This is a genomic window from Lutibacter agarilyticus (genome assembly GCF_900188235.1).
In the GTDB taxonomy this organism is placed as follows: Bacteria; Bacteroidota; Bacteroidia; order Flavobacteriales; family Flavobacteriaceae; genus Lutibacter; species Lutibacter agarilyticus.
Genome location: NZ_FZNT01000001.1, coordinates 58240 through 84448 on the forward strand (window position 1 = coordinate 58240; position 26209 = coordinate 84448).

19 protein-coding genes are annotated in these 26209 nt (G+C 30.9%); 10 read left to right on the top strand and 9 right to left on the bottom strand.

What is annotated here, in order from left to right:
* Positions 1-2: 2 nt before the first annotated feature.
* A complete protein-coding gene (locus tag CHB67_RS00250; protein WP_089379736.1) occupies positions 3-830 on the top strand; it encodes a 3'(2'),5'-bisphosphate nucleotidase CysQ family protein in 828 nt (275 codons plus the stop codon).
* 486 nt (positions 831-1316) lie between these two features.
* Here CHB67_RS00250 and CHB67_RS00255 read toward each other — a convergent pair whose 3' ends face one another.
* Complete coding sequence (locus CHB67_RS00255) at positions 1317-2906, bottom strand: helix-turn-helix and ligand-binding sensor domain-containing protein (RefSeq protein ID WP_089379737.1); 1590 nt, start codon at positions 2904-2906, stop codon at positions 1317-1319.
* A 422-nt stretch (positions 2907-3328) separates the two neighbouring features.
* Between CHB67_RS00255 and CHB67_RS00260 the strand changes: the two genes are divergently transcribed.
* The 4 genes from CHB67_RS00260 (at position 3329) to CHB67_RS00275 (ending at position 6283) form a co-directional block, all read left to right on the top strand.
* Positions 3329-4039 (top strand): hypothetical protein, encoded by a 711-nt coding sequence (locus CHB67_RS00260; protein ID WP_089379738.1) that lies wholly within the window; start codon positions 3329-3331, stop codon positions 4037-4039.
* 87 nt (positions 4040-4126) lie between these two features.
* Positions 4127-4609, top strand: coding sequence for a T9SS type A sorting domain-containing protein (locus CHB67_RS00265; protein WP_176461175.1), 483 nt, complete (start codon positions 4127-4129; stop codon positions 4607-4609).
* Positions 4610-5030: 421 nt separating this feature from the next.
* Positions 5031-5588 (top strand): hypothetical protein, encoded by a 558-nt coding sequence (locus CHB67_RS00270; RefSeq protein WP_245813370.1) that lies wholly within the window; start codon positions 5031-5033, stop codon positions 5586-5588.
* A gap of 155 nt (positions 5589-5743) precedes the next feature.
* A complete protein-coding gene (locus tag CHB67_RS00275) occupies positions 5744-6283 on the top strand; it encodes a peptide-methionine (S)-S-oxide reductase (RefSeq protein ID WP_089379741.1) in 540 nt (179 codons plus the stop codon).
* A 65-nt stretch (positions 6284-6348) separates the two neighbouring features.
* Here CHB67_RS00275 and CHB67_RS00280 read toward each other — a convergent pair whose 3' ends face one another.
* Positions 6349-7245 carry an EamA family transporter gene (locus CHB67_RS00280; RefSeq protein WP_089379742.1) on the bottom strand — a complete coding sequence of 299 codons (897 nt, stop codon included), beginning with the start codon at positions 7243-7245 and terminating at the stop codon, positions 6349-6351.
* A 618-nt stretch (positions 7246-7863) separates the two neighbouring features.
* On the opposite strand from CHB67_RS00280, the gene CHB67_RS00285 reads away from it, so the two are divergent.
* A complete protein-coding gene (locus tag CHB67_RS00285) occupies positions 7864-7983 on the top strand; it encodes a hypothetical protein (protein ID WP_089379743.1) in 120 nt (39 codons plus the stop codon).
* A 69-nt stretch (positions 7984-8052) separates the two neighbouring features.
* Here CHB67_RS00285 and CHB67_RS00290 read toward each other — a convergent pair whose 3' ends face one another.
* From CHB67_RS00290 to CHB67_RS00320, 7 genes are all read right to left on the bottom strand, one after another.
* Positions 8053-8397 carry an L-rhamnose mutarotase gene (locus CHB67_RS00290; protein ID WP_089379744.1) on the bottom strand — a complete coding sequence of 115 codons (345 nt, stop codon included), beginning with the start codon at positions 8395-8397 and terminating at the stop codon, positions 8053-8055.
* Positions 8398-8400: 3 nt separating this feature from the next.
* Entirely contained in the window at positions 8401-9723 is a 1323-nt protein-coding gene (gene fucP, locus CHB67_RS00295; protein WP_089379745.1) for an L-fucose:H+ symporter permease, read from the bottom strand.
* Positions 9724-9809: 86 nt separating this feature from the next.
* Entirely contained in the window at positions 9810-10757 is a 948-nt protein-coding gene (locus CHB67_RS00300) for an aldo/keto reductase (protein WP_089379746.1), read from the bottom strand.
* Between the two features lie 3 nt (positions 10758-10760).
* Positions 10761-11594, bottom strand: coding sequence for an amidohydrolase family protein (locus CHB67_RS00305; RefSeq protein ID WP_089379747.1), 834 nt, complete (start codon positions 11592-11594; stop codon positions 10761-10763).
* 8 nt (positions 11595-11602) lie between these two features.
* Entirely contained in the window at positions 11603-13039 is a 1437-nt protein-coding gene (locus CHB67_RS00310; protein WP_089379748.1) for a tagaturonate reductase, read from the bottom strand.
* A 12-nt stretch (positions 13040-13051) separates the two neighbouring features.
* Positions 13052-14698: a UxaA family hydrolase gene (locus CHB67_RS00315; protein ID WP_089379749.1), complete on the bottom strand. Its 1647-nt coding sequence runs from the start codon at positions 14696-14698 to the stop codon at positions 13052-13054.
* A 10-nt stretch (positions 14699-14708) separates the two neighbouring features.
* A complete protein-coding gene (locus CHB67_RS00320) occupies positions 14709-15716 on the bottom strand; it encodes a zinc-binding alcohol dehydrogenase family protein (RefSeq protein ID WP_089379750.1) in 1008 nt (335 codons plus the stop codon).
* A 189-nt stretch (positions 15717-15905) separates the two neighbouring features.
* On the opposite strand from CHB67_RS00320, the gene CHB67_RS00325 reads away from it, so the two are divergent.
* The 4 genes from CHB67_RS00325 to CHB67_RS00340 all read left to right on the top strand — a co-directional run bounded on the left by CHB67_RS00325 (position 15906) and on the right by CHB67_RS00340 (position 26209).
* Positions 15906-16937, top strand: coding sequence for a LacI family DNA-binding transcriptional regulator (locus CHB67_RS00325; protein ID WP_089379751.1), 1032 nt, complete (start codon positions 15906-15908; stop codon positions 16935-16937).
* A gap of 10 nt (positions 16938-16947) precedes the next feature.
* Entirely contained in the window at positions 16948-21225 is a 4278-nt protein-coding gene (locus tag CHB67_RS00330; protein ID WP_089379752.1) for a hybrid sensor histidine kinase/response regulator transcription factor, read from the top strand.
* Between the two features lie 172 nt (positions 21226-21397).
* Positions 21398-22918: a sulfatase-like hydrolase/transferase gene (locus tag CHB67_RS00335; RefSeq protein WP_089380194.1), complete on the top strand. Its 1521-nt coding sequence runs from the start codon at positions 21398-21400 to the stop codon at positions 22916-22918.
* Between the two features lie 24 nt (positions 22919-22942).
* Positions 22943-26209: a glycoside hydrolase family 2 TIM barrel-domain containing protein gene (locus CHB67_RS00340; protein ID WP_089379753.1), complete on the top strand. Its 3267-nt coding sequence runs from the start codon at positions 22943-22945 to the stop codon at positions 26207-26209.

Here is a 26209-nt window from a genome sequence, read left to right on the forward strand (position 1 = left end):
AAATGGATCTAATACAACTTAGCAATATAGCAATCAAGGCTGCACTTTCAGCAGGGAAAGTCATTCAGAAGTATATGAATAATGATGTTTTAGTGGAAAAAAAGAAAGGTGGATCAAGCTATGCCTCACAAGTCGTAACCGCTGTAGATATAGCATGTGAAACAGCAATTCTTTCTCACTTACGTCCTATTTGTGACCAGTTTGATTTAGCACTTTTATCAGAAGAAACCGAAGATGATGGTAGCCGATTTGAAAAGAACTTTTTTTGGTGTATGGACCCTATGGACGGAACGCTTGCTTTTATCAATAAACATCCAGGATATGCTGTATCAATTGCTTTAGTATCAAAAGACGGCACACCATATATTGGAGTGGTATTTGATCCTAGCACGAATTCATTGTATCATGCAATTAAAGGAAATGGGGTGTTTAAGAATGGTAGCACTTGGAAAATTAAGCATACAAATGACTATTTAACGTATGTAACAGATAGAAAGTTGAAGGATACACCTCGTTCAACCGAAATAGAAAGGTTGCTAAATGAAAACGTAGCGGAATTGAGTTTGAATGGAGTAAAAGAAATTGCTGGGGCAGGATCAGTATTAAATGCTATTCATGTACTAGAAAAGGGCCCTGCATGTATGTTAAAGTTTCCGAAAAAAGAAAGCGGCGGTGGTAGTATATGGGATTTTGCTGCTACAGCTTGTATTTACAAGGAATTAGGACTATCCGCAACAAATTTTGAAGGAGGAAGATTGGACTTGAATAGAAAAGATGGGACTTTTATGAATCAAGAAGGCGTCTTTTATACTAATTTAATTTGTAAATAGAACCGATGTATAGAATACTGAATTATAATTTTTTTTAAAAATTAATGATAGATCACACCGAGCTTGACGAAGTATTGATTCATAATTTTATCATTCACTGAGGATTTTTCCAAGTAGGTCGTCATCCTGAACTTGTTTCAGGATCTCATCAAACAAAACTAACAACCAGCAACCAATTGGTTACTGAGCGGAGCCGAAGCATAACCCAAATCACTACCAACCTAAACACTAGAGAAATTGAAAAAAGATATGGCACCAGAATTCGGAGTAGATTACGTGAGATGTTTAACTTTTTGAGTTTTGAAAAAAAATCAATAGATAAGAGACAATAATTTTTTCAATTGAGCTTATGATTATTTCAGTAGTATGTTAAATGCTAGAGTAAGCCAAAAGCATTATTCCATATAGTAATTGAGCTCTAATTTTTTAAATTAATTTACAAATAAAAGAGGGTTAAGTTGATGGTAAACAAAAATGAATTTTAAATTAAGAATTATCAAGTTCAATTAAATATTCAACTAGGTTTTGCTCTCTTTCTAATTTTAATTTTTTTCTCAATCTATACCTAGCAAGTTCAACACCACGAGAAGTAATATTCAGCATTTTTGAAATTTCCTTAGAGCTCATATTCATTCTTAAAAATGCAGCAAGTTTAATTTCTCTGGGTGAAAGTTTTATGTTATTCTCTGAAAGTTTTTTTAAATAATTTCCGTGAACTTGATCAAAATGATACGCAAATTGATCCCAAGAATCGTTGTTTGAGAGTTCCTTATCAATGGTTTTAATTATTCTCTTCAACTCTTTTTTTGAATCAACCTGATTTAGAGATGAAACAATATTATTTTGAATATCTTTAATAAAATCATTGTTTTTAACCAAGTGCATTGTGATAGTTGTCAACTGATCGTTTTTACTATCAAGCTCTGTTTTTAGTTTTTCATGTTCTAATTTAGTTATTTCTTCATCTTTAATTTTAAGAGCTAATTCTTTTTTTTCGTAAATGATTAATTTTTCTTTTCTGTGTTTTTTTCGTTGGATTAGCGGAAGTAAGGTTAAAGAAATTAGGATTAAAATTAGATAACTTATTTTAGCCAAGTTTGTAACATACCAAGGTGTTAAAACTTCAAATGAGAAGTTTGATACATCACTCTCCAAATCGTAAATATTCTGAGCTTTAATTTCAAGTGTATATTTTCCAAAAGGTAAATGTGTAAATTCTTTTTCGCCTGAATTTGTCCATTTAGACCAATGTTCATCAAGAGGTAAAAGCCTGTAGCTGAATTTTAAATCTTCAAACCCGTCAAAATAAGGTGCAGCATAGTGAAACTTAATTGAGTGGGTTTCTGTTATTTTAATTTCATCAACATATGAAGGATTATAAGTTGTTAAAGAATCTGTAGGAGATTGTGTTTCAACTTTTCTAAGTAACACTTTAAAATTATCATTTATGAATAGTTTTTTGTTAGGGTTGTAATCAATAAAACCTTCTTTAGCACCTATAAGTACATTGTTTTTGTCAAGTATTGATATGTTGGCTAAATCATCACTAATAAATTTGTTGATATGTTTAAAAATATTGGTTTCATTTTCAAAAGTACCAAACCCTTTTTGATATAAATTCCCGAATTTTTTATGCTGAATATAAAAGATACTATTACTATCATTTGAAGCTATATCACTAATGTACTCTGTTCCTAGCCATTTATTAAAATACAAATTAGGACTAAAAGTTTTAGAGCTTTCATTAAAATCATAAATACCTTTTTCGGTTGTAATTACTAACTTATTGTTTAGGGAGTAAACATCGATCATTATGTTAGAAGGAAGACCATTGTTTTTACCAAAATTTTGAATTTTTTTTTGAATTTTTAAATTCGAATTAAATTCAATTCTAAAAGCACCTTTTGAAATATGTGTCATCCAGAGTGTTGAATCGTTTTCAAATTCCATAATTCTTGAAGACTCTTCTAGTCCTTCAACCTTTCGAATTGTAGACCAGTTATCTTTATTGTTACTGAAAAGCGAAATTCCTCTATAGTCACCACTTATTACAAGATTTGGTATTTTAGTATTCATAAATTCCCAACTTCCAACATCTTGAATTTGAGTTAAATTTTCACCCTTTAATTCAAAAGCTCCACGGTCGTGGTTTAAAATCAGTTTATTTCCAGCTTCAGAAAAGTGGTAAACTTGTCCTTCACTTCCTGTAATTATTTTAAAAGGATAGCCTCCTGATATATTGTTTTCATTCTGTTGAATAATTAGTTTTCTACACTTAAAAAACAGAAGGCATATTGATGTTTTTAGTTGATAAGAATTGAAGTGTTTTATGAGTAGATTGTTGTTAAGGTATTGGTTGTTAGTTGTGTAATTGTTTGATTGGGAGGTTTTGATGTGTTCTGTCTTAAGCTTTGATGAGTTTTTGAAGTGATGTAATCTAAGTATTGAGTTAATGTAGGTTGTTACTTAGTGCTATATTAATTCAAACTTAATTTAACATGAAAAAAATTACTTTATTTTTAACAATGCTTTGTATAGCATTTATGTATCAAGTTCAAGGGCAAACAACACATGTCGATTTCGACAGCAATAATCCCGATATTAATTTTTCTAGTTGGAATGGCTCATCAACTTTTGAAAAAGTTCTCAAATCATCTGCAGATGGTTCTAGTGACGCTACTTTTGTTGGGAAATTTATTTCTGGTAATGATAACGGTATTGGAGTTGGGGTAGATAATGCTACAACTGTATTTCCAACATCTTTTAATTTAGCAGCGCTAGCTACTTTTAAAATGAAAGTATGGACAGATCACGAAGTGGATGTAACATTGCATTTAGAAAACCAACCAGATTGGGGTAATAATATGGAATCTACAGTTTCTGTAACATCCAATCAGCTTAATCAGTGGGTAGAACTTACTTTTGATTTTAGCAGCAACGCCTCTAATGTATTTATGAACAATATTGTGATCAAAGTTGGTGGCGCAAATACAACAACAGGCTCGGTAATTTACTTTGATGATATTATTGGCCCTGCATTGTATTTACCACAAGTACCATTAACAGCTTTTAATTATGATTTTACAACAGCAACTCCTTTTACAACGTATAATTGCGATTTTAATGATGATGCTACAAATACGGTAACAAATGGAATCAATAAAAGTTCTGAAGTTGGGGAAATATCAGATGTAAATAGAGATTGGTAGTCTCAAATAAAATATGACGTTCCTGGTGGGGTAGATTTAGCATCAGGTAATAAAGGTTTTTCATTAAAAGTTAAAGGGTCAAGAGCATTGCCAGTTACTATAAAAGTTGAAAGCAGTTTAGAGCATAGTGTTACTGTTGATTATACCACTCCAGGTGTTTGGCAAGAACTTAAATTCGATTTTTCAAGCTATACATCTACAACGAATAAAAAAATTTCCGTGTTTTTTGATATTCAAGTAAATGGAGATGTTGTGACAGATCCTAATCTTAATATTTTTCAAATTGATGATTTTATTTTTGGTCAGTTTTCTACCCTAAAAGTTCAAGAATTTGAAATTGAAGGTTTAAAGGCATATCCAAATCCAACAAATGATCTATGGAAAATTTCAACAAAAGATCAAGAAATTCAAGCAATTAGTGTATTTAATGTACTTGGAAAAAGAGTAATTTATTTAAACCCAAATACAATGTCAGTTGATATTGATGCATCAGGTTTTCCTTCAGGAATATATCTTACAACTATAACTACACAAAAAGGAACAAGTAGTAGAAAACTAATTAAAAATTAGTAAATAATTTATCTTTTAACAACATTCCAATATTCAAAATAATATTTGAGTATTGGGATATTGTAGTTAAAGTTATTTAGTTTACTATGATATGTTTTAATCCCCATCTCCAGCAGTATTTCGTTCAATTGCACTTCACTAAATACTGCTTCCAATTCCGTGCAGTAAAAACCACCGAAAAAGCTTTTCCTAGGCATAGTCGAAAGGGGGGTATTTACTTTTTGATTTTGTTGTCATTGCAAAATTTTTGATAAAAAATTGTGGTAATCTGTTCATATAATAATTCCAATTTCACTCCGTTTCCAAAAGAAACAGCAGAACGAACCACCACAAAGATTCGATAGTTTATAGTTTAACACTTTAATTAATCATAGTTTTAATATTCCTTTTATTTACTTTTGTAAAACAAGTTAGCTATAATTTGAAATTTAAAATCGAAAAAATGACTCCAAAGCAGATTGAAAGAATAAAAACGAAAATTAACAAAATAAAAAAAGCACTTGCTGCAGATAAAAAACATTGGGGTGGTCATTATCACGATGGTCGAGGTCTCAGATATTTACCTCCTGAGCAATATTTAAAAATTCAAGACTATACAGGAGCTTTGCGTTATTTTAATTGGTTCAGTAAAAATTTCCCTGACGATGCATGTTACCCTGTTTTTCTTTTAGAATGGACGATAACTCTTTTTATGACTAAAAGAAAAAAACAAGCCGAACAAAAATTGATTCAAACATTTAAGTCAAATACATACATAATAGATAAATTTTTAAACAAGGATTTTAAGCATTTGGATAAAACCGAAACTTCAAATTGGGAATTTGAAAGTTTAGTAGAAGGTTTGCCATATTCAAATACACAAGAAGAATTATTAGATTTTACAAATTGGCTAGAAAAATTTATAGTATCAGATCAATTTTTAATTCCAACAAACAAGTTTTTAGAATTACAGATTTTATTGAAAAAACAAACAGATTAACGATAAAAAACTACAGCTAATATTTGGTGTATTTTATTGTTCAGTTTTAGCATATTTTCGACAAACCTTATAGATTTTCTAGAAAAGTAATTATTTTAAATTAGTAGCTTAAACACTCAACAAAACTTACCAAAAAACGTTTGCAGTAATTAAATATGACAAAAAAAGAACAAATAATATCAATAGAAACTATATATTTTGCAGGCGGCTGCCTTTGGGGTGTACAAGAGTTTTTAAAACATCTACCTGGTGTGATTGAGACCCAAGCTGGCAGAGCTAATGGAACTACAAACTCTACTAAAACAGCTTATGATGGTTATGCCGAATGTGTCAAAACTGTCTTTGACGCTAAGGTAGTATCAATTGAAGATTTAATTCATTACTTTTTAGAAATTATTAATCCTTATAGTATTAACCAGCAAGGGAATGATGTAGGAGAGAAATATCGTACAGGTATCTATAGCAATCATCAAAATCACCTTTTAAAAGCAAAAAATTGCATTAATAAAGTAGAACAGACACTAAACCTTCAAAATAAAACCACAAAAAAAATAGCTATTGAAGTACTTCCTTTAACAAATTATATTCCAAGTGATGCAGAACATCAAGATAGGTTAACCTTACACCCTAATGACCACTCTTATTGCCACATTCCTTTAGACTTACTGCATAAGTATAAAAAAAATAACAAGTAATCTTCAGCTCTGCGGCTACAATTTCGTTTAGACCGTAATTTAAACTAAGAAAAGAAAATGTAGTCTTAATCTGTTTTAGTATTTTTAATTAACAGTAGATTATCTGTTTTTTTATTTATGTATTCATTAACCGCAAGTGAAGCAAAAATAAGACTACCACCAATTAAAATCTTCTTAATATCAGCCTCTTTATTCCATATAAGAAGGTTGACAATTAATCCTATCGGAATTAACGCATTGTTCATAATAGCTAATGAGCCTGTGTTTACCTTAACAACACCTTGGTTCCAAAAAAAATAACCTGCACCAGAAGCCACAGCTCCAAGGTATATTAATATTCCCCACTGTACAGATGTTGTTGGTAATTTTTCTGTTGAACCAAAAATGAAAAAAGCAATTATAGACACTATAAATGCACCCATAAAAAACAATCCAAAAATGGTATACTTTGGTGTGCTTTCTAATTCAGGTTTAGATTTTAATAAATACTTGTAAGCAACTTGACCAATGGCAAAGCAAAAGTTGGCGCCTTGTGTGATCAAAAAACCTAAAAATATATTTTCACTAATGCTTGTGTATTGAATATAAGCAGCTCCTAAAACAGCGATTAAAGCAGTAAGTAAATGTCTTTTATGAAATTGCTTACTTAAAATATCGTTTAACAAAGTTATGTAAATTGGTGTAAATACACTAAAAAGCAACACTTCAGGTACAGTAAGAAACCTAAACGATTGAAAGTAAAAACAATACATTAAACCTAATTGAACTGCTCCTATTGCGGTAAGTATGAAAATTGTTTCTACTTTAATTTTTTGAAGCCTTAAAAAAGGCAAAAATATAATTGTAGCGATACCTATACGCATCATTACTGAAAACCAAGCATCAATATACCCAGAAAGATATACACCAATTAAGCTAAATGAAAAAGCCCAAATAATAGTAACGCAAATTAAATACCTCATAAATAAATCCTTAATCAAAAAAAGAGGTTAATTTGTACACAAACCTCTTATCCATTTAACTAAAATCTAAAGAATTTTTATTCAATATTCTCGTTATGTTTATTCTCAATAACATATATTATTAGCCATTAACTGTGATTTGTAAAAACCAATAAACTAATAGCACAGCACTAAAACAAAACCCTTTATTTAAAGGCTAATATATAAAATTATCAATACTAAAGACAATGAATTTTAATCAAGATACAAAGATCAAAGGTTTACAGTTGTTAGAACTTTAAGTAGAGAGCTACATTTTTAAACCACCTTCATTTGAGTATCTGGAAATAACGTAAAATGACCACCTTACAATGCAATTGGCTGAATATTTAAAAACATAGAAAGTTTTTTTTTATTTAATCAGATAAACTATTATACTTTACAAAACTTATAGATAGGGCAGAGGATGTAACACATATACATATGATTGGTATGTTTTAAATAACTGAAGTTTTGATAAATATAAAAGCGCTATGGAAAAGTAGACAAAGCTTTGGGGAGCTATTCAAATAACACACTATTGGATAAATTATTTTTTTTGAATTGACTTTATTTAGCTTCCTAATAGGAAATTACGATATGTATTTAAAAAACTTTTCAATGATTAAAAGTGTATCTGGTTGGTTACTAGTACCTGCATATGATTTATTGAATTTAACAATTGCAACGAGGTTAAAAAACTACACCGTTAACCCCTAGCTACCTAATCTTAAAACATAATTTAATTTCAGTGTAAAGTGAATTTACATTTAAACACAGTTTCTACATTCACTTTAGTTTAAAAACCTGTTCTAAAGTAATCCACTTTTCGCCATCTTTAGCCCAAGGTAGTTCTTGTTGATAGTTCCACATAAGGTTTTCCCACTCTTGTACTTTAGGGTTGTTTACATCCATTTTAGCCTTTTTTATGGGGTCAAAAGTTTCATCAACCTCCATAATCATAAACATACGGTTTCCTGTTATATATATTTCCATATCAAGAATACCAGCATCTTTAATACTTTTAGTGATTTCTGGCCATGCATTACCAGCAGCATGGTATTCTTTATATTCAGCGATTAATTTAGAATCGTCTTTCAAATCACATGAATAGCAAAATCTTTTAGTTTTCATTATTTAATTTTTTGATAATTGATAAGTTTTATAACCATAAAAAGCTACAACTGCTAAACAAATAAGAGGTAATATAAATGAGAAATTTACTTCAGGAATAAACCCTAAAACTTGAACATCTGAAAATCCAGATCCACCCCAATCTAAAATACTTCCTTGTAATACAGGCATTAAAGCACCCCCAACAATTGCCATAACTAATCCTGCGGAACCAATTTTAGCTTCATCTCCCATATTTTTTAATGCAATTCCATAAATTGTAGGGAACATAATAGACATAAATACAGAAATAGCTACTAATGAAATTAATCCTGGCATTCCTTGTAATAATATTGCGCCAGCAGCACAAATTACCCCACCAATTCCAAATAACATTAATAGTTTTGAAGGATTTATTGTTTTCATTAAAGCAGTACCAATCCATCTACCAATTAAGAATAAAACCATTGCGGCAACATTAAAATAGGTGGCAGTTATTTCCATTCCGTAAGTTGTATTAACATTGTCTACATATTGAAAAATATAGGTCCAACACATAATTTGAGCACCTACATAAAAGGCTTGAGCAATTACTCCATAAACATAATTTTTGTTAGCAAATAGTTTGCTAAACGACTCTTTAAGGCCCATTTTGTCTTCTTGGGGGGTTTTGGGCATTTTTGTGAAAATAATAATACCCATAATAGCCAAAACTAAGATTCCTAGACCAATGTATGGGATACTAATAATACTTAAATCATTTTCTCTAATTACGGCTAATTCTTCTGAAGATAAAGCATTATAGGCCTCTACAGAATAATCATCAGAACGTAAGGCCCCAATAACGAAAACTTGGGCAATAATCATTCCTGTAAGAGACCCAATAGGATTAAAAGCTTGTGCTAAGTTTAAACGTTGTGTAGCGGTTTCTTTATCTCCTAATGAAAGGATTAAAGGATTTGAAGTAGTCTCTAAAAAAGCCAACCCGCAAGTTATGATCCATAATGAAATAAGGAAGTAATTAAATTCTTCATTTGCCGCAGCAGGATAAAACAAAAATGCTCCTGTTGCATATAATACTAAACCAACAATAATTCCAGATTTGTAACTGTATTTTCTAATAAAAAGAGCAGCAGGTAAAGCCATAAAAAAGTAACCAAAATAAAATGCAAATTGTACTAATGAAGCTTGTACATTTGAAAGTTCTGGCATTACCTTTTTAAATGCAGAAACCATAGGATTGGTTAAATCATTGGCAATTCCCCATAATGCAAATAATGAAGTAATAATAATAAAAGGAAATATAAGTTCCTTTTTAACAACTGGGATATTTTTTAATTTGTTCATGTTTTTTGTTGATTAATTATATTGCAAATTAAAAAAGACAAAGCATACGATTAGTTAGCTTTGTCTTTTAATATATAACAAATGATTTATCTGTTAGAAATAATTGTCTCCGTTATTTCATTAAATATGGTTTCAGGTAATTTTCCTTCTTCCCAAGCATTTAGTAAATCTTTTAGTTGGTCAGTAGTTGTAGGGCCTACTACAACTCTATCAGCTTCTAATGTTGAGAATACATATCGTAAGGCTAATCTAGATAAAGGGATGTTATGGCTTTTAGCAATATTGTTAACTTTTAAAGCGATATCAACGTCTAAATTGGTAATCCATTCATTGTTTGGCCTGTCTAAATCATATTCATTAAGTCTTCTACCTAATAATCCCATATGCAAAGCAGAAGCAGCGTAATAGGCAATATTTTCTTGTTTAATTTGAGGAAGATCTCTTTCAAAACCAGATAAATTACATGCGTCTAATTTTAAAAATCCAGAAAGCACATCAAAATTTTCTTTTATCATATGAGGATAAAATCTATCTATTGGATTTCCACCAATACCTAAACTTTTTACAATTCCTTCTTTTTTGAAAGCATTTAAGCAATCCATAATTTCATCCATTTTTTCAACAGGAACCAAATGCGGTTCATGAAGAAATAATAAATCGATAGAGTCAATTCCTATTGTTTCTAAACTTTCATAAACACTTTTACGCATTGTTTCTGGTGAATAATCAACAATACAATCATCAGCTTTATCAGCTCTTAATCTTCCAACTTTTGTGCTGATAAAAGGCTTTTCTCCAGACCATTCTTTAAGAGCTTTACCAAGATAAAGTTGTGATTTATTATATGAAGGTGCTGTGTCAAAAACATTAACTCCGTTTTCCAAAGCATAGCTAAGTGTTGCTAAAGCATCTTTTTCTTGAATAGGTCTCCAAACTCCACCAAGTCCAGAACAACCACAAACTAATCTACTTTGATTATTAAAGAATTCACTTTTTTTATGATCTCCTTTAATGTATGTCGGTTTTGTATGCATACTTTAATTTTTTATATTGTAGAATATTTTAGCATTTTCGCCCATAATAGAAGCTTGTTCTGTTGAACTGAAATCAGCTATAAATTCTGTTACTATTTTTTTTATTTTATTATAATTTCCTGCAACCAAACAAACTGGCCAGTCTGATCCAAACATGATTCTTTTCCATCCAAAAGCAACTAAAACTAATTTCATATATGGTGTTATTTGTTCTGAAGTCCAAGTAGTGTAATCAGCTTCGGTAACAATTCCAGATAGCTTACAGTAAACATTATCACATTTTCCTATTTCAAACATTAAAGCTGCCCAGCCATCATAAAAACCTGCTTTTATATATGGTTTTGCAATATGATCAATCACAAATTTTTGATTTGGAAATCTCTTTACCAACTCTAAAACAGCCCCTAACTGATGTGGAAATACTAAAATATCATACGTGAAATCATATTTTTCTAAAGCTGCAATTCCTCTTAAAAAATCGGGTCTTAATAAAAAGTTATGATCTGGTTCACCTTGTACAACGTGTCTAAAACCTTTCAGTTTTGGATATTTGCTGTATGTTTCTAATACTTCTTCAATGTTTTCTGCTCGTAAATCTACCCAACCAACAATTCCTTTTATAAAATCGTTTTTATCAGCTAAATCTAACAGGAAATCTGTTTCTTCTAATGTTTGATCTGCTTGTACGGCAATACAGCCATCAATTCCATTTTCAGCATATACTTTTTGTAAATCTGAAGGCATAAAATCTTTACGAATTACAGACATCGCGTCGTCAATCCATTCGTGTTTTATGGGTTCATATTTCCAAAAATGCTGATGTGAATCAATAATCATAGTTGAAATTATTTTACAAATGCGTCTAACGTTGTTTTCATACCATTAGTTAAAATTGCTTCTAAATATGTGGTAACTTCTTCTTGAAGACCATCAATTTCAGTTAAATCTGTTCCCCAAAAAGCTGTATTTGACAAAGTTTTTTCAGCAACTTCAACAAAATTATTGTTACTCCAAGCTTCGCTAAAGAAATCTAAAACTGTAGCATCATCTTTTAATGTAATTTCAGTTCCGTTTCTATCACCTTTATAAAAAGCAATTAAAGCAGCTAAAGAGAATAGTAAGCTTTTTGGTAACTTATTTTTACGTTTAACAAATTCTAAAACTGAAGGTAAAACTCTTGTTTTGTATTTTGAGATTGAATTTAATGAAATACTCATTAATTCGTGTGCTAAATAAGGGTTTCTGAAACGATCTAAAACGTCTGCAGAAAACTGACTTAATTCTTCAGCAGGTAAATCTAACGTAGGTGAAATATCATTGAATAAAGCATTCTTTAAGAATTTACCTACAACTTCATCTTCTAAAGATTCACGAACTCTGTCTATTCCGTATAAATAACCCACAGGAACTAGGGTAGTGTGAGCACCATTTAGAATACGTACTTTACGAGTTCTATAAGGTTCCATATTGTCAGTAAACACAACATTTAATCCACAAGCTTCAGAAGGAAATTCATCTTTAACAGATTCAGGTCCTTCAATAACCCATAAATGAAATTGTTCACCTTCAACAACTAAATTATCTTTATAACCTAACTCTTCGGTAATAGCGTCCATTTTATCTCTAGGATATCCTGGTACAATTCTGTCAACTAGTGTATTACAAAAAATATTATCATCGTTAATCCATTCAACAAATTCTTCACCTAAATTCCATTGAACAGCATATTGAATAATAATTCTTTTTAAATTATCTCCATTACGGTCAATTAATTCACAAGGAATTACAATTAAACCTTTGTCTGAAGCGCCTCCAAAAGTTTGGAAACGTTTGTACAATAAAGCAGTTAATTTTCCAGGGAAACTACTTTGTGGTACATCATCTAATTTATCATCTGCATTGTACGAAATACCAGCTTCAGTAGTATTTGAGATTACAAAACGTAAATCTGGGTTTTCAGCATTAGCAATATAATCGGCATAGTTTTCATAAGGGTTGATTCCTCTTTGAATACAATCAATTACTTGGTGTTCACTTAAAACCTCACCGTTTTTAATTCCGTTTAAGTATAAAGTGTATAAACCATCTTGATCGTTCAACATTTTTATCAAACCTTGATCTATTGGTTGAATAGCAATTACGCCAGCATCAAAGTTTGCTTTTTTATTCATTTCGTGAATCATCCAGTTAGCAAAGGCTCTTAAAAAGTTTCCCTCACCAAATTGTAAAATTCGTTCAGTATACGTATTTGCTGTAACTGTATTTCTATTTAAATTTTTCATTTTTGAAATATTTTATAATGAAATTCCTCTTTTCCAAGGAATAAAATCGTTGTGTCCTTTTACTACTGCTTTTGATGGAGTTTCGCCACTTGCCACTCTAATAACGTGGTCTAATATTTTTTCACCCATTGTCTGGATCGTATCTTCACCAGTAATTACAGTTCCAGCATTAATATCAATAATGTCATTCATTCTTTCGAACAATTCAGTATTACTTGACATTTTTAAAACAGGTGTAATAGGGTTTCCTGTTGGTGTACCTAAACCAGTTGTAAATACAATAACATTACAACCCGAACCTGCTAAACCGGTTGTGCTTTCCACATCATTACCAGGCGTGCATAATAAGTTTAATCCTGGTTTTGTAATTTTTTCGGCATAATCTAATACTTCAACAACAGGAGATGTTCCACCTTTTTTGGCAGCACCTGCCGATTTCATTGCATCGGTAATTAAACCATCTTTAATGTTTCCTGGAGACGGATTTGCTTCAAAACCAGACCCTACTGCAACTGCTGCTGCAGAATAAGCACGCATAATTGAAGAGAATTTTTTTGCATCTTCTTTATTTACGCATCTGTTAATAATGTTTTGTTCAACTCCGTTTAATTCTGGAAACTCAGATAACACTGGAGAGCCACCAAGTGCTGCTAATAAATCAGCAGCATATCCTAATGATGGGTTTGCTGAAATACCTGAAAAACCATCAGATCCACCACATTCTAATCCTAAAACTAGTTTGCTTAATGGTGCTGGCTTGCGTTCAATTTTGTTAGCTTCTATTAAACCAACAAAGGTATGTTTTACAGCTTCTTCAATTAATTGACGCTCGCTAGCACTTTTTTGTTGCTCTAAATAATGAACCGTTTTTGTTTCTTTAGGATCTTTTAGTTTTAATGCTTTTTGAAGCATTTCAATTTGAGCATTTTGACAGCCTAAACTAAAAATTGTAGCACCTGCAACATTAGGGTTTGAAATATAACCAGCTAATAAGTTACACAATACTTCAGAATCCTGACGAATTCCGCCACAACCACCATCGTGTTTTAAAAACTTGATACCGTCTACATTTGGAAATAAACGATTTTTAGCTATTTCTTCTTTTGTAGCAATAATTGGTGTATTGTAGATAGCTTCAGTTGAAGCACCTGCTTTGTACTGTGCAATTAAAGCATCTGTGTCAACAGCAAAATCTTTTTTAGTTTCGTATCCTAATTTTTCAGAAAGTGCCCCTTCTAACACATCAATATTTCTGTTTTCACAAAAAGTTAAAGGAATAACTAACCAATAATTTCCTGTACCAACACTTCCATCTTCACGGTGGTAACCGTTAAATGTTCTTCCTTCAAAGTTTGAAGTATCTGGAGCTGTCCACACAAATTTTTCATTTGAATCATTAAAATCAGCTGATGCATGCTTAATATTTTCAGTAGTTATAGCTTCACCTTGTTGAATAGGAATCACAGCTTTACCTACTAGTACGCCATACATGAAAATTTCATCACCTACCGCAAAATTTTTCAAAGCAAATTTATGTTTGCTTTTGATGTTTTCTTTTAAAATGATTTCTTGACCATTTACAAAGGTTTTTAATCCTTCAGGAAGATTATCAATCGCGACAATTAAATTGTCTATTGGATCTATTTGAGCGTAATTCATGGTTTTATAATTAAAAGTCTACTGTTGCTTTCATTACACCAGTTGCAGGATCACACCAACTATCAAAATTAGCTATCATATCTGTAAAAGGTACATTGTGTGTTATATAAGATTCTGTAGGAAATTGATCTAATACACTAATTACGTGTTCAAAATCTTCTGTTGTAGCATTTCTACTACACATTAAAGTCATTTCTTTTGAATGGACAGCAGGGTGTGTATAAGTTAATTCACCTTTAGATAAACCTACTAAAACAAACCTACCTCCGTGAGACATATAACTTGGTCCAGCTTCAAGAGCAAACTTATTTCCTGATGCATCAAATACAGCAGTTGCCATATCTCCATTAGTAATTTCTGAAATTGCAGCAGCAGGGTCATTTCCCGCATTTACAACATAATCAACACCAATTTTATCTTTGGCATATGCTAAACGTTGATCGTTCATATCTACAGCAATAACTTTAGCACCTTCAATTTGAGCCAATTTCATAATCCCAATTCCAATTGGACCACAACCTACAACTACAACAGTTTCACCAGCTTTAATGTTTGCTCTTCTTATGGCGTGAGCTCCTATTGCTAAAGGCTCAACAATTGCCATTTGGTCATTTGAAAGATCGTTTGCAGGTAATAAAATATCAGCAGGTACAGTAATTTGCTCTTGCATACCGCCATCTCCATGTACACCTAATACTGTAATATTTGTACAGCAGTTTGTTTTTCCGTTTCTACAAGCAATACATTTACCACAGCTAACGTAAGGCATAACAACTACCTTATCTCCAGATTTAATACCTCTAGCATTCTCTCCAATTTCTAAAACTTCAGAAGCCAATTCATGACCTAAAATTCTTGGGTAACTAAAGAACGCCTGATTTCCGCCATAAGCGTGAATATCTGTTCCACAAATTCCAACTTTATTTATTTTTAATAAAGCTTCTCCTTCTTTTCTTACTGGAGCTTCTTTTTCTTTCAGTAGAAACTCTCCTGGTTTTTCACAAACTATGTATTTCATGATTTATATTTTTTGTTAGTTTTACCTTATGCAAACGTTTGCGCAAATTGATTAAAAAAAACACACTTTTGTGTAGTTAAATACTCCTTAAACTACTGTTATATCTGGCTATGTGAGAAAAATAAAATTTTGATATTCAGTTTAAAGATTCTATATTTGTGCAAACGTTTGAGCAAATATAGAAAAAAGTTGGGAACTAAAAAAAAAACTACGATAAAAGATATTGCTAATGTTTTAGGTATTACACCTTCAGCAGTTTCTAGAGCATTAAGTAATCATTCTAGAATAAGCGATAAAACAAAAATAGCAGTAAGGCAAGTCGCTGAAAATTTAAATTACCAACCCAATCATTTAGCAACAGCATTAAGAACCGGTAAAAGTAATTTAGTTGGTGTAATTATTCCAAGAAATAATAGTAGTTTTTTCTCCTCAGTAGTTGAGAATATAGAGAAAGTATTAAATAAAGAAGGCTATAATATTATTATTACACAATCGTATGAATCTTATGAAAAAGAGTGTAATAATATTGATTCGTTATTATATACACAGGTTGATGGAGTAATAGCTTCCATGGCAAATGAAACTAAAGATTTAAGTTTTTATGAAAAAATTAAATCGAAAGGAGTGCCTTTGGTTTTATTTGATAGAGGAGAGGACGATTTAAATGTAGATTATGTAGGTATTGATGATTATTTAAGTAGTTTTAATGTGGTTGAACATTTGTATGCCCAAAATTGTAGAAGAATAGCACATATCGCTGGGTTTAGCCACACAAGAATCTACGAGAATAGGATTAAAGGATATAGAGATGCTTTAAAGAAATTTGATTTACCTATTGAGGAATCATTAATTATAGAAAGTAACCTAAGCATGGAAGATGGAAGGGAAGTTATGAAACAATTACTAGACTTACCAGAAATGCCAGATGCTGTTTTTGCGGCTGGTGATTATGCTGCACTTGGAGCATTACAAGTATTGCTAGAAAATGATATAAAAGTTCCTGAAGAAATAGCATTGGTTGGCTTTAGTAATGAATCTTTTACTTATTATGGAAAACCTGCTATTACATCAATTAATCAACATAGTGAAAAAATAGGTAAATTAGCTGCAGAAGCTTTTTTAAATAGAATAAAAAACCCAACTAAAAAGGTTTCGTTAAATAAAATTAATTTGAAAGCCGAATTAATTGTTAGAGCTTCTTCAAATAAAATAAAAAAATAATAGTTCTACTATGCAGATTTTAAATAGTAAGTCATATTCATTGTCAATAGTTGTAAATTTATTTCTAGGTATATTCTTTACAAGTATAAGTTATGGTCAATATTCTTTAGGTTTTGACCATTTAACTACCGAGAACGGACTGTCACAAAGTGATGTGAACTGTATTTACCAAGATAAAGATGGTTTTATGTGGTTTGGAACTCACGATGGTTTGAATAGGTATGATGGCTATAATTTTACAATATTTAAACCAGATCCAACAAGTGAAACTAGTATAAGTAGCAATTTAATATGGAAAATTGTTGACGATGAAAACGGGAATTTATGGATAGGAACTACAGGGGGTGGGTTGAATTATTTTGATAAAAATACCGAAAAGTTTACACGCTTTCAGCATGATGAATACAATTCTAATAGCTTAATAAGTAACCATATAACACAATTATATAGAGATTCAAAAAGCCGATTATGGATTGGGACTACAAAAGGTATAGATTTAATAGATTTAGAGAAACCTATAGATTCAATAAAAATTCAACATTTTAACTTATACCAAAATGAAATTATTTCATCAATGGATGGTAATAGTGTTTTTTCCATTTTTGAAGATAGTAGAAATCAATTATGGGTTGGAGGTATTAGAGGATTGTCTAAACTAATCCGTGACCAAAACGGAGATATTTATTTCCAACTAGTTAATAAGTATTTTGAGCGACCTAATATACCTGTGCGTACAATTGCTGAAGATCGTTTTGGAAATTTATTAATTGGATCTTCGGCTGGATTATATAGATATTTATTGAATAATGATACCTATAAGTCTCAATTTATTCGTGCAGGAAACTTTACAAAAATAGTAGTAGACAAGGAGCATATTTGGGCAGGAACTTCAAAGGGATTATTAGATTTTAAAAATATATCAGACACTTTAGTGCCTATTATGGTAAGTTTGTATAAGTATGATCCTGAAAACCCAACTCAAAGTTTAAGTAAAGACCATGTTAAATCGTTATTCATAGATAGAACAGGAATTGTATGGGCAGGAGCCGATGGAGGTGGAGTAAATAAATTTGATCCTCAAAGAAAACAATTTTTACATATTCAAAAAACTTTAGACCCAGGCAGTATAGCTAATAATAACTTGCGATCTATGTATGAAGATAGTAATGGGTATTTATGGTTAGGTTCAAATGGAGGTGGATTAAATATGCTGCCAAAAAAAGATATAGATAGGAAATTTAATAAATTTAAACATTTAACAAAAATTAATAAACCTTTTGCAATTGAAGAAGTTATATATAACAATTCAAAAAAAATATTGGTTGGTGGAGAAAATTCTCCTGGATTATTTGAAATTGATATAGAGGATCCAGCAAAAATTAGCAATGCAGCTATTAAACCTATTCGTGAAATAACAAATAGCGTTTTTTCTATAATGCAAGATTCATATAAAAATATATGGATTGGAACTTATAATGGCGGAGTTCATAGATGGTTATTAGACAAAGATTCAGCTGATTTTAAAAAAGATATTTTATCTGAAAATAAAAACATAGATTTTAGTATTTCAAATAATATTATAAGAGATATATTACAAGACTCAAAAGGGAATATTTGGTTTGCAACTGGTAATGGCTTGTGCAAAATAACACCTGATCAAATTCATACTAAGAACCCAAAATTTGAAATTTACAAAAGCAATCCTAACGATTCTATAAGTATTAGCCATAATTATATTTTAACCGTTTTTGAAAGTAAGTCAGGAGAAATTTGGATTGGTACTTTTGGAGGAGGTTTAAATAAGTTAATAACTTCAAATGATGGTGAAATTATTGGTTTTAAAACGTTTTCAATAAACGAAGGATTGCCAAATAGTGTTGTCAAAGGTATTTTAGAAGACGATAATGGAAACTTATGGTTATCAACCAATAAAGGTTTATCCCGTTTTAATATTGATCAAGAGAGTTTTAAAAATTATGATGCAAATGATGGCTTGCAAAGTAATGAATTTAGTGAACTTACCTGCTTGAAAAGAAAAAATGGCGAGCTATTATTTGGTGGTGTAAATGGATTTACAGCTTTTTTTCCAAACGAAATTAAAAACAATGATCTAAATGCTGAGACAGTTTTTACTCAATTTTCAATATTTAATAAACCTGTTGCAATAGGAGAGGAAATTAACGGACGTGTTATTTTAGATAAATCTATAAATAAAAAAGAACAGATAGATTTAAAATACAGTGAAAACAGCTTTTCCTTTGAATTTGCAGCTTTACATTATGCAGCTTCAAAAAAGAATAATTATAAATATAAATTAGAAGGATTTAATGAAAATTGGATTTTTACAACTTCAAACAACCGCTATGCAACCTATACAAATTTAGAACCTGGTTTGTATACTTTAAAAGTTATGGCCTCTAACAATGATGGGGTTTGGGATAAAACACCAATACAACTAAAAATTAATGTAATCCCTCCGTTTTGGAGAACTGAATGGGCTAAAGTATTTTATGTATTTATAATTTTAGGATTGTTACTTGCTTTTAGAAGGTTTACTGTAATTAGAACTACTAAAAAACATGAGTTAGAATTAGAACATTTAGAAAAGGAAAAACTTGAAGAAATTAATCGTTTAAAATTAGAGTTTTTTACAAATATTTCTCACGAATTTAGAACCCCATTAACTCTTATAAAAGGCCCATTAGAATACTTACAAAAAAAAGGTAGCGACATTTCTCATAAAGAAGTAAGTGATCAATATCAATTAATGAAGAAAAATACAGACTATTTATTAAGGTTGGTAAACCAGTTATTGGATTTTAGAAAAATGGATAAAGGTAAAATGGAATTACTAATTGGGGAAAATGATGTTGTTTCTTTTTTGAAAGAAATTGGAGAACCCTTTCAGTTTTTAAGCCTTAAAAAAGATATTGACTTTCAAATTAAATCTTCTGAAAAGAATATAAAATCATATTTTGATAAAGATGCTTTAGAAAAAATTATAAATAATTTACTGTCCAATGCTTTTAAATTTACACCTGAAAAAGGTAAAGTATCTGTTGAAGTTTTTAATGGCAAAGATTTTGAATGTCATGAAAATCTAAATTTAAATATTGATGTTGAAAAATATATTCTAATTCAGGTTTCCGATTCTGGCCCTGGTATTCCAGAGCATAGAGTTAAACATGTTTTTGAAAGATTTTATACGAATGTAGGTAGTAAAAATATAAATAAAGGTACTGGAATAGGACTTTCATTTACCAAAAATTTGGTCGAATTACATCAAGGCTCTATAAGTGTTTTAAGTGATCCATCTTTTGGAACCTCATTTTTTGTTTGCTTACCGAAAAATAAAAATGCTTATGATGGTGTTGAAGGGATTTCTTTTTATGACAATTCTGAAGGATTATCACTTGTTAGTCAAACAGAAGCAGCTACGCATGCTATAGAAGTAATGGATGATATTGTTGATAAAGGTCTTTCTAGAACAAGATCAAAATTACCGGTTTTACTAATTGTAGATGATAATGCTGATATTAGATCCTTTATAAAAAGAGGATTGGGTGAGGAGTATTATATTTATGAAGCTGAGGATGGAGAAAAAGGTTTTGAATTGGCTAAAAATGTGGTTCCAAATATTATAATTACAGATTTAATGATGCCAATAATGGATGGTATTGAACTTTGCGATAAACTAAAAACAACTCAAGAAACCAGTCATATCCCCGTAATTATGTTAACAGCAAAAACTTCACAGGAATGGGAAATAGAGGGATTGAAAACAGGCGCTGATGCCTATATAAGAAAACCGTTTGATATGGAATTGTTAAAGTTGAAACTAAAAAATATTTTAAACTACCGAGATGAATTAAGAAGACGTTTTAACCGAGATACAACTTTACAGCCAAATGAAGTTACTGTAACCTCTACTGATGAAATATTTTTAAATAAGGCTATTGAAATTGTTGAAAAACATATGATGAATTCTGAGTTTAGTGTTGAATTGTTGGTGAAAGAAATGTCCTTAAGTAGGAGTAATTTATATTTAAAAATTAAAGAATTAACAGGTCTTTCTTCAAGTGAATTTATTAGGAATATACGTTTAAAAAGAGCCGTACAGCTCCTAGAACAAAGTGATTTATCAGTAAAAGAGATTATGTATATGACTGGATTTAATACGGCTTCCTATTTTTCTAAATGTTTTAAAAAACAGTTTGGAGTAATACCTAGTAAGTATGTGCGTCAGAGTGGAGTGAACTCAGATTTTGATGAAGAAGAAATAACTTAAGATTAAAATGAATCATTTGTTTCAGTATTAAAATCATTTGTCATTCTTCATCTAGCCAATTATAATAATATTTGCTTTTAATTAAATTGTTCTATTTATATTAAAAATTTTGTGAATCTTTAATGCTCGTTTAATTTAATTGAACGAGCATTATTTCTTAAAAGTAAAAATTATGAGAATGAAAATACTTCTGGTATTTCTAGTTTTAATAAATATAAGTTGTAAAAAAATAAAACCAGAAATCATTAAAAAAGATAAACCAAATATCGTTTTTATTTTTACTGATGACCAAACCTACTCGTCAATTCACGAGTTGGGAAATATTGAAATAATTACTCCAAATATGGATAATTTAGTAAAAGAGGGCACAACTTTTACACATGCATACAATATGGGTTCTTGGAGTGGAGCCGTTTGTGCTGCTTCTAGAGCCATGTTAAATACAGGTCGTTTTGTTTGGAGAGCAAATAATTTTAGACAAAATTGGGTGAAAAACGATACAGCAACTTACAATCAATCTTGGGGAAAATTAATGGAAACTCAAGGTTATGATACTTATATGACAGGTAAATGGCATGTTGATGTGCCTGCTGAAAAAGTTTTTATGAATACCGTTCATATTCGTCCAGGAATGCCAAAAGACGCTTGGGATCACTTCAAAATGGTTGCCAAATTTGATTCGTTATCAAAAGTTAAAAATGGAAAATCGGCTGATATTATGCCAAATGGTTACAATCGTCCGCAAAACAAAAATGATCATTCTTGGTCGCCTTACGATACTGCTAAAGGTGGTTATTGGGAAGGAGGTAAACATTGGAGCGAGGTTTTAAAAGATGACGCTTTAACTTTTATAAACAAAGCCAAAGCTAGTGATAAACCGTTTTTTATGTATTTGGCATTTAATGCGCCACACGATCCAAGACAAGCTCCTAAAGAATTTGTAGATTTATATCCATTAGAAAACATTTCAATCCCAAAAAGCTTTTTACCTGAATATCCATATAGAAATGATATTGGAAATGGAGACCATTTAAGAGATGAAGCCTTAGCGCCTTTTCCAAGAACTGAATATGCTATAAAAACCCATATACAAGAGTATTATGCAAGCATTACACATGTTGATGCGCAAATTGGAGCGATTATAAAAGCTTTAAAAGAGTCGGGTAAAATGGAAAACACTTATATTATTTACACAGCAGATCACGGTTTGGCTATGGGACGCCATGGTTTATTGGGAAAGCAAAGTTTATTTGATCACAGTATGCGTCCGCCAATGGTAATTATTGGTCCTGATATTCCTAAAAATAAGCGCATAGAAGCAGATGTATATCTGCAAGATTTAATGGCAACAACATTAGATATTGCAGGTTTAGAAAAACCAACTTATATAGAGTTCAATAGCTTTTTAGATTTGGCTAAAGGAGAAACCCAAAAGAGTCATTATAATGCAATTTATGGTGCTTATTTAGATCTACAACGTATGATTAGAAAAGATGGTTATAAATTAATGGTCTATCCTAAAATTAATAAAGTATTGTTGTTCGATTTAACTAATGATCCTGAAGAAATGAATGATATTGCCAATCTTCCTGAAAATGAAGAAAAAGTAAAGTCTTTATTTCATGATTTGCTACAATTACAAAAAGAAATGGAAGATCCATTAGATATTAGCCATATTTTAACTGTTCAATAAATTTAATCAATAAAATTTTCAATAATGAAGAAGATAACCTTAATCATAGTTTTGTTTTTAACCTTTGGCATATTTGCACAGCAAAACGACTGGGAAAATCCATATGTCAATCAAATAAATAAATTACCTGCAAAAGCTACTTTTTACAGTTTTGAGAACCAAAAACAGGCAATTATAGGAGACAGAACAGCATCAAAATATTACAAATCTCTAAATGGAGATTGGAAATTTAGTTGGGTTGCAAAACCAGCTGATGCATCTAAAAATTTTCAAGAATCAAATTTTAACGCTTCAGGTTGGGGTGTAATTGATGTTCCTTCAAATTGGGAGATGAGAGGTTACGGAACCCCAATTTACAGCAATTCTACCTATCCTTTTTTTAGTGATTATCCTTATATCAATCATTCAGACAACCCAGTGGGTCATTATATCAAATCTTTTGAAGTTGATGAATCTTGGGGTGAAAAAGATATTATACTTCATTTTGGAGGGGTTTCTTCGGCATTTTATGTTTGGGTAAATGGCGAATTTGTAGGTTATAGTGAAGATACTCGTTTGCCTTCAGAATTCAACATTACAAAACATATTAAAAAAGGTAAAAATAAAGTAGCTGTAAAAGTATATCGTTGGTGCGATGGAAGTTATCTAGAAGCTCAAGATCATTGGAGAATGAGTGGTATTGAACGCGAAGTTTATGTAGAGGCTGTGTCAAAAGTACGTTTGTCTGATTTTACTGTTCGTACCAATTTAGATGAAAATTATGAAAATGCCTTATTGCAAATTAGACCTAAATTTGTAGCGAATATAGCCAATAAATATGTTGAAAAAGTAGGTCATTTTGGAGATGCTCCTTTAAAAACAATTGTTGACGACTGGACCTTAACTACCCAATTAATTGATGCAGAAGGGAATATTGTAGGAAAAGACAATGTGATAGATCTTCAAAAATATTTTAGTGAATGGTATCCACAACGCGACAATGTTTATTTTGGAATGATTGAAACCGAAGTGAAAGCTCCAAAAAAATGGTCGGCTGAAAGTCCTTATTTATATACACTTCTGTTAACTTTAAAAGATAACAAAGGGAATTTAATGCAAGTTACAAGTACTAAAGTTGGTTTTAGAGAAGTTAAAATTGATGATCGTGGCCGTTTTTTAGTAAATGGAAATGTTGTTAAAATGATTGGTGTAAATCGACATGACCACAATATGAAAAACGGAAAATCTGTTTCTAGAGAAGATATGGAAATGGATGTTAAATTGTTAAAGCAGTTTAATTTTAATGCAGTACGTACATCACATTATCCAAACGATCCTTATTTTTATCAGTTATGTGATACTTACGGTATTTACGTTATGGATGAGGCGAATTTAGAAACACACGGTGTTAGAGGTAAATTATCTAATGATTCGCAATGGGGAAGTGCTTTTTTAGAAAGAGCCATTCGTATGGTAGAGCGTGATAAAAATCATCCTAGTATTGTAATATGGTCATTAGGAAATGAATCGGGTATGGGACCAAATCATGCTGCAATGTCGGCTTGGATAAAAGATTTTGACCCAACACGTTACATTCATTATGAAGGTGCTCAAGGAGATCCAACAGATCCAAATTATAAAAAGAATTATTACAATCACGGAAAAGGAAATCCTACTGATCCAAAATGGGTAGATATGATAAGCCGTATGTATCCATCAGCACAAGATTTACAAGATTTAATTGATGACACCTCTAAAATAGACAATCGCCCGGTAATTATGTGTGAATATGCGCATGCTATGGGAAATTCTGTTGGGAATATGCAAACCTATTGGGATGTTATTTATAAAAACGACCGTGCAATGGGTGGTTATATTTGGGATTGGATTGATCAGGGGATTTTAAAAACAGATAAAAATGGTAAAGAGTTTTTTGCTTATGGAGGTGATTTTGGAGATAAACCAAATGATAATAGTTTTTGTATAAATGGAATAATTGCAGCCGATAGAACTCCAAAACCTGAAATTTACGAATGTAAAAAGGTCAATCAACCAGTTCTAATTTCAGCAGTAGATGTTGAAAAGGGTGAGTTTGAAATTTTAAATCGCCATCATTCAATAGATTTATCTAGATACAATTTATCGTGGAATTTGTTAGAAAATGGAGTAGTGGTTCAAACAGGAGAATTAGCACCTTTAGATACTAAGCCGTCAGAGATATCTAAAATAAGTATAAACTATAAATCTTCAAAAATAAAACCGGGTAACGAGTATTTTATTTCAATTATAGGTACGTTAAAAGAAAGTACTTTATGGGCAAATAGTGGTTATCGTATTTTTGAAGAGCAGTTTAAATTGCCGTTAAAAGTTAAGCCAATTGTTAAAACGAATTCTAAATTAACTAGCTTAACAGTTGATGATAATACTGAGGATATTACTATAAACAACAAAAATATTAATTTGGTTGTAAATAAAAAATCAGGTTTTATTACTACATATTCTTCTAATGGAATTTCAATTGTTGAAAATCCATTGAAATTGAATTTTTGGAGACCACAAACCGAAAATGACGCAGCGTATAGACGTGCTAAAAAACAGCAAAATGAGCGTGATTGGCTAAATGCAGGTGATAATTTTGTTGTAACAAATAGTAATATAAATACTACTGAAGAAGGAAAAGTAATTGTTAATGTTAAAGGAACTATTGAAAACCCTTCAACAGCCATTAATTTGACTTACACTGTTTTAGGAAACGGACAAGTAAAGGTTGATTATTCGGCTTCAATTGCTGAAAATTCACCAAATGTTCCAAAAATAGGTATGCAGTTTGATATTTCTAACTCATTTAAAAATATAACTTATTACGGTAAAGGGCCTCAAGCCAATTACCAAGATAGAAATACAGGTGCTTTTGTTGGTCTTTATACTGGTGATGCTATGACTATGAATTACGGTTATGTTTTTCCTGAAGAATATGGGAATCATACAGGTACTCGCTGGTTTAAAGTTGAAAATGAAACAGGAAATGGAGTTTTAGTTAAAGGGCGTGAATTGCTAAATTTTAGTGTTTTACCTTACAGTACTACCAATATTGAAGAGGCAACCCATACCAATGAACTGATTGAAAGAGATGTATTAACAGTGAATATAGATTTAATTCAAATGGGTGTTGGTGGCGATAATACCTGGTCTGCAAAAGCAGAACCACATGAGCCTTATATAATTAAGCCAGGAACTTATAATTATTCATTTTATTTAATTCCAATTGCTTCAAAAAAAACTAAAATAAATCCAGTATCAATTCAATTTTAA

Excerpts from the sequence above, each read along its gene's own strand:
- CHB67_RS00310 (WP_089379748.1), bottom strand. The coding sequence starts at position 13,039 with ATGAAAAATTTAAATAGAAATACAGTTACAGCAAATACGTATACTGAA.
- fucP (WP_089379745.1), bottom strand. The coding sequence starts at position 9,723 with ATGAACAAATTAAAAAATATCCCAGTTGTTAAAAAGGAACTTATATTT.
- CHB67_RS00285 (WP_089379743.1), top strand. The coding sequence starts at position 7,864 with ATGTATTTAAAAAACTTTTCAATGATTAAAAGTGTATCTGGTTGGTTA.
- CHB67_RS00290 (WP_089379744.1), bottom strand. The coding sequence starts at position 8,397 with ATGAAAACTAAAAGATTTTGCTATTCATGTGATTTGAAAGACGATTCT.
- CHB67_RS00260 (WP_089379738.1), top strand. The coding sequence starts at position 3,329 with ATGAAAAAAATTACTTTATTTTTAACAATGCTTTGTATAGCATTTATG.
- CHB67_RS00250 (WP_089379736.1), top strand. The coding sequence starts at position 3 with ATGGATCTAATACAACTTAGCAATATAGCAATCAAGGCTGCACTTTCA.
- CHB67_RS00340 (WP_089379753.1), top strand. The coding sequence starts at position 22,943 with ATGAAGAAGATAACCTTAATCATAGTTTTGTTTTTAACCTTTGGCATA.
- CHB67_RS00300 (WP_089379746.1), bottom strand. The coding sequence starts at position 10,757 with ATGCATACAAAACCGACATACATTAAAGGAGATCATAAAAAAAGTGAA.
- CHB67_RS00305 (WP_089379747.1), bottom strand. The coding sequence starts at position 11,594 with ATGATTATTGATTCACATCAGCATTTTTGGAAATATGAACCCATAAAA.
- CHB67_RS00330 (WP_089379752.1), top strand. The coding sequence starts at position 16,948 with ATGCAGATTTTAAATAGTAAGTCATATTCATTGTCAATAGTTGTAAAT.
- CHB67_RS00320 (WP_089379750.1), bottom strand. The coding sequence starts at position 15,716 with ATGAAATACATAGTTTGTGAAAAACCAGGAGAGTTTCTACTGAAAGAA.
- CHB67_RS00280 (WP_089379742.1), bottom strand. The coding sequence starts at position 7,245 with ATGAGGTATTTAATTTGCGTTACTATTATTTGGGCTTTTTCATTTAGC.
- CHB67_RS00335 (WP_089380194.1), top strand. The coding sequence starts at position 21,398 with ATGAGAATGAAAATACTTCTGGTATTTCTAGTTTTAATAAATATAAGT.
- CHB67_RS00255 (WP_089379737.1), bottom strand. The coding sequence starts at position 2,906 with ATGAATACTAAAATACCAAATCTTGTAATAAGTGGTGACTATAGAGGA.
- CHB67_RS00275 (WP_089379741.1), top strand. The coding sequence starts at position 5,744 with ATGACAAAAAAAGAACAAATAATATCAATAGAAACTATATATTTTGCA.
- CHB67_RS00315 (WP_089379749.1), bottom strand. The coding sequence starts at position 14,698 with ATGAATTACGCTCAAATAGATCCAATAGACAATTTAATTGTCGCGATT.